This is a genomic window from Pannonibacter sp. Q-1, assembly GCF_054073275.1.
On the sequence record NZ_JBSXNB010000021.1, the window covers coordinates 1 to 3,652 of the forward strand.

Sequence of the window (3,652 nt, forward strand, 5' to 3'; positions counted from 1 at the left end):
GAAGCACCCCTGTTGCGCGTTACAGCCGGGAAAACCCGGAAGAGTTCGGCAGGATCGATCAGGTAGCCGCCTGCATCGTTTTTTTCAGCAGATATTCTGCCGGTTTTTATAGCTCGCGTGATGGTCGGAACACTCTTCCCGGTCCGCTTTGCGGCTTCATTTGCGCTCAGTTTCATGGGGGTTTCAGATCCTAACGTGTAATATAACATGTTGCGCCTCACGTTAGACGGCATGTTCACCGTTGGCGAGCGGGAATGTCAGGCTCTAGGCCAGGGATGGCGGGTTGACTTGGTGGGTCTTCGCCTGGGCCGGCCGGCAGCTGATGTTCGCCGGGATACAGCGTGGGGATGCGTCGTAAGTCTCCATGGCCCAGAAGGGCCTCGTCCTGATCTTCGTAGTCAGCCACCACAGCTGCGCTGAACACTGACAAGCGCAGCTGATCGCGAGACTGGCCCCACGCTACCCGATCATTGACCACGTAAGCGGCTTCCTTGCCGCGCCCGAGCCGAACAACTGAAATCCATTTCTCGGCCACCAGATCACGCACTGCCCGTTGGACTGTATCGACACTGCACCCCATGAGCTTTGCCAGAACGCCTTGTGGGATGACCACCGCATTCTGATGGCCCATCTGGGCCACCAAGTGATGGGCTAAAGCTGCGGCGCGAGGCTTGCGCATAACTAGACTAGCCCACGCTTCGTGAGTTTTGCGTTCGGTCTGCACCCACTGGCCGGGTTTGCTCTTCGCTGGAGCCCCTATTTCCGAGGGCGCGGAAGGTCTTTGCATGCTGCGAATATCCTTGCGGTAGGGTGGCCGCAGGCTTGCCGGAAAACTCCGCAGGCAAGCCTGAAATTTCTGCTGAATTATTCTGCAGGTCTGCGGAATAATCAAGCGAACCTACCGCACAGCTGGTGCGGCTACCCTACCGCATAGCTGGTGCGGCTACCCCTGCTATAAGTATTTGATTTTAAACAACTTTTTTTCCGACCCTTCTTATGATCTATACAGCCCCGGAACGGGGGCACTCAGTGCACAGTTGTCCATAGGCCAAAGCCGCCCCAACGAGCGTATGGCCTGTGGTCAACTGTGTGGTGAGTGCCCCCCGTGAGGAGCATGAAAAAGCGTGAGCGCAGCGAACTCAATTTTGCCTTCGGCAAAAAAGCGAACACGCCTACCCTCCGGGACGTACATTTTTAGCCTCACAGTGTCAGTGTCGTAGTTTCGAGCGAAGCGACACGCGACACTCGAACTTTTTAAAATCGGCGTCGCCTAGCCGGCGACTGGATCTTGTCCCCCCGAGGGGGGGAGGGGGGGGAGTGATAACGATTGAGACAATTCAATTCGATGCGGCCACGTATCTGGATACCCCTGAAAAGCAGGCCGTGTTTCTCCGGGATGCCCTTGAAACTGGGGATGCGGAATATATCGACCATGCCCTTGGCGTGATCATCAGCGCCCGTGCCATGGCTGAGGGGCAGGAAAGCCATGAAACCGTCCGTCGCCCTTGATCTGAACCGCACGGCAGTGCGCGAGCTGGTGGCCCGCTATCCGCTCACGAACCTCCGTGTCTTCGGATCGGCTCTGCATGGCACGGACCATGACGCCAGCGACCTGGACTTGCTGGTGGACCCACTGCCTACGGCAACCTTGTTCGATGTGGGCGGCCTGCAATACGAGCTTCAACGCTTGTTGGGTGTCCAGGTCGAGGTTTTCACACCCATGGCCCTGCCAACTCGATTCCGGGACCGGGTGATGGCTGAGGCCGAACCCGTTTAGGGGCAGTTCATTTTACCGGGCCTGACGGCCTAGCAGGGAGGGGCGCGGCCCCTCCCTGTGCCCTCCCCGCGTTCGCCACGTGGCAGGGGTGGGATCGGGCTTGCAGCGTCGGCCTTTGGGCCTCCTCGCCGCTCCTTCTCCACCCCAGAGACAGAATTGGGTCGCCTCCGGCCCGTCAAGGGGACCGTGGCTCAGTCGCTGCGCTCCCTGCGCCCGCACCACTCCCCTGGACTGCCCTTCAGCTCCGGTGACCTGGCTATGGGGCAAGCGGCCCTGAAAGGGGTCTGCGGGCCTCAGGGAGGGCTCAGGACGCGCTTTCAGGCGCCGGGCGGGTTGAGGGCGGGGAAGAGCGGAAAAAGCGCTGTAGGGCCGTAATTTCGATGCCTGCTGGCAATCTTCTGATCCCGGCGAGGCTGGGATCAGTGGGTGCAGGGGAACCCTGCCACGCTTTTTTTGGGTCGCCGCAGGTGGGGTCCCAAAAAAAGTATAGCGTGTTATCCTTCTTTTGGAAGGATAACACGCGAGGGTGCATCATGGGTGTTGGAAGTCCTGTATCCGGGGTCGCAGGAGCGGTTCGTATTCAGCGGTTGAGTGGGGTCGCTCTTTCAGCCGCAGAAGCACACGGGAAGCGGTTGGATGCTACCGGCAGGGGCCGGGTTGTCAGGGAAGAGAAGCCCTTGTCTACGACCGGCCTGGACCTGAATGCGCTCTATGACGGCCATGTGGAAGGGGCGAAGGTCCAGAAATCCGCGACCAAAGCATTGCACATGGTCATGCAGTTTCCCGCTGATTTGGTTAATGGCGATGATGCAGAACTGATGCTGGCCCATGCACGGACCTTTGCAGAAGAGATATTCGGCACCTCCGCCATATTCGCCGATCGGGTTGATCGGGACGAGAAGAGCCGGCATGTCGTGGATCTGTTCATTGCGCCAAAATACGAGAAGAAAACGAAGCGGCAGGTGCAAACCGCAATCTCCACTTCTCGAGATCTGAAGGCACTGGCCGCCCGTTATGACCGTGCACCAACCCTGAGAGGGCAAGGACAGGCGCTGCAAGATGCCTGGTACGAGTATCTGCGAGATAGGCTGCGCCTCGAAGTGAAACGCGGAGAGCCCAAGAAACAGCCCGGTTCGGATTGGAAATCGGCTGAAGAATTGGAGGCAGACCGGCTGAAGCGGGAAATGCAAAAGCTGGAGGAGGAGCGCAAGGCTGTTCAGGATAAAATGGAAGAGCTGAACTCAAAGAGTATTCAGATAGATAGAATGAGAATTTCACTGGAATGGAGCATTGAATCATTCAAGGACGAGCAAAAAGAATTTATAAAAAAACGGAAAGAACTTACAGAACTTGTTAAAAGCGCCAGAATTGCAGCTAAATCTCTCACAGAGATATTTCCATATGATTTGCTGAAAAGTTTCCAGCTGATGAGAGACGTTGCAAGGAAAGCATTTCGGGAAATTGGTTGGCTCAACAATGATGATAGATTTACGGAAAAATCAAAACTAAGCAAAGACCAGATAAACGAACTAATAAAAGCGTCAGAGACTATAAGTCACTTGAGCAATATCCTCGATAATGAATCTGACAATGAATACTACTATGATGACGATAGCAGTGTAAAATTGTCGTAGGTGGCGCTGCCTGATGGGGGGCTCAGCTGAGACCCCCATCAGGGTCGAATGCACGAAATTCCAGACGTTGCAATCCGATTGAAACCTCTTGAAGAGGTTGCGTAATGTACTGAAAAATATAGAGAAATAGCCCATATTGAGCGTTGGAATTGATACAGGAACGGCAGCATGGCACTGGAAACAACGCGCTTCGACATTCAGCAGCATCTGCAAACGCCTCAGGCCCAGAGCGGCTATCTCG

Annotated in this window: 5 protein-coding genes; 3 read left to right on the forward strand and 2 right to left on the reverse strand. The window is 55.8% G+C overall.

The genetic code is table 11. The annotated features are described in order from the left end of the window. Positions 1-235: 235 nt before the first annotated feature. Positions 236-631 carry a hypothetical protein gene (locus ACVNHC_RS24435; RefSeq protein WP_457169890.1) on the reverse strand — a complete coding sequence of 132 codons (396 nt, stop codon included), beginning with the start codon at positions 629-631 and terminating at the stop codon, positions 236-238. 686 nt (positions 632-1,317) lie between these two features. Here ACVNHC_RS24435 and ACVNHC_RS24440 point away from each other — a divergent pair. The 3 genes from ACVNHC_RS24440 (at position 1,318) to ACVNHC_RS24450 (ending at position 3,411) form a co-directional block, all read left to right on the forward strand. Next, a complete protein-coding gene (locus ACVNHC_RS24440) occupies positions 1,318-1,509 on the forward strand; it encodes a helix-turn-helix domain-containing transcriptional regulator (protein WP_457169891.1) in 192 nt (63 codons plus the stop codon). Then, positions 1,487-1,777 (forward strand): nucleotidyltransferase family protein, encoded by a 291-nt coding sequence (locus tag ACVNHC_RS24445; protein WP_457169892.1) that lies wholly within the window; start codon positions 1,487-1,489, stop codon positions 1,775-1,777. Before ACVNHC_RS24440 ends, ACVNHC_RS24445 begins: the two co-directional genes overlap by 23 nt. A gap of 533 nt (positions 1,778-2,310) precedes the next feature. Next, positions 2,311-3,411, forward strand: coding sequence for a hypothetical protein (locus ACVNHC_RS24450; RefSeq protein ID WP_457169893.1), 1,101 nt, complete (start codon positions 2,311-2,313; stop codon positions 3,409-3,411). Between the two features lie 22 nt (positions 3,412-3,433). Here ACVNHC_RS24450 and ACVNHC_RS24455 read toward each other — a convergent pair. After that, a partial coding sequence (locus ACVNHC_RS24455) for a hypothetical protein (RefSeq protein WP_457169894.1) occupies positions 3,434-3,652 on the reverse strand: 219 nt, incomplete at its 5' end.

Coding starts and splice junctions, on each gene's coding strand:
- ACVNHC_RS24445 (WP_457169892.1), top strand. CDS start 1,487: ATGAAACCGTCCGTCGCCCTTGATCTGAACCGCACGGCAGTGCGCGAG.
- ACVNHC_RS24435 (WP_457169890.1), bottom strand. CDS start 631: ATGGGCCATCAGAATGCGGTGGTCATCCCACAAGGCGTTCTGGCAAAG.
- ACVNHC_RS24450 (WP_457169893.1), top strand. CDS start 2,311: ATGGGTGTTGGAAGTCCTGTATCCGGGGTCGCAGGAGCGGTTCGTATT.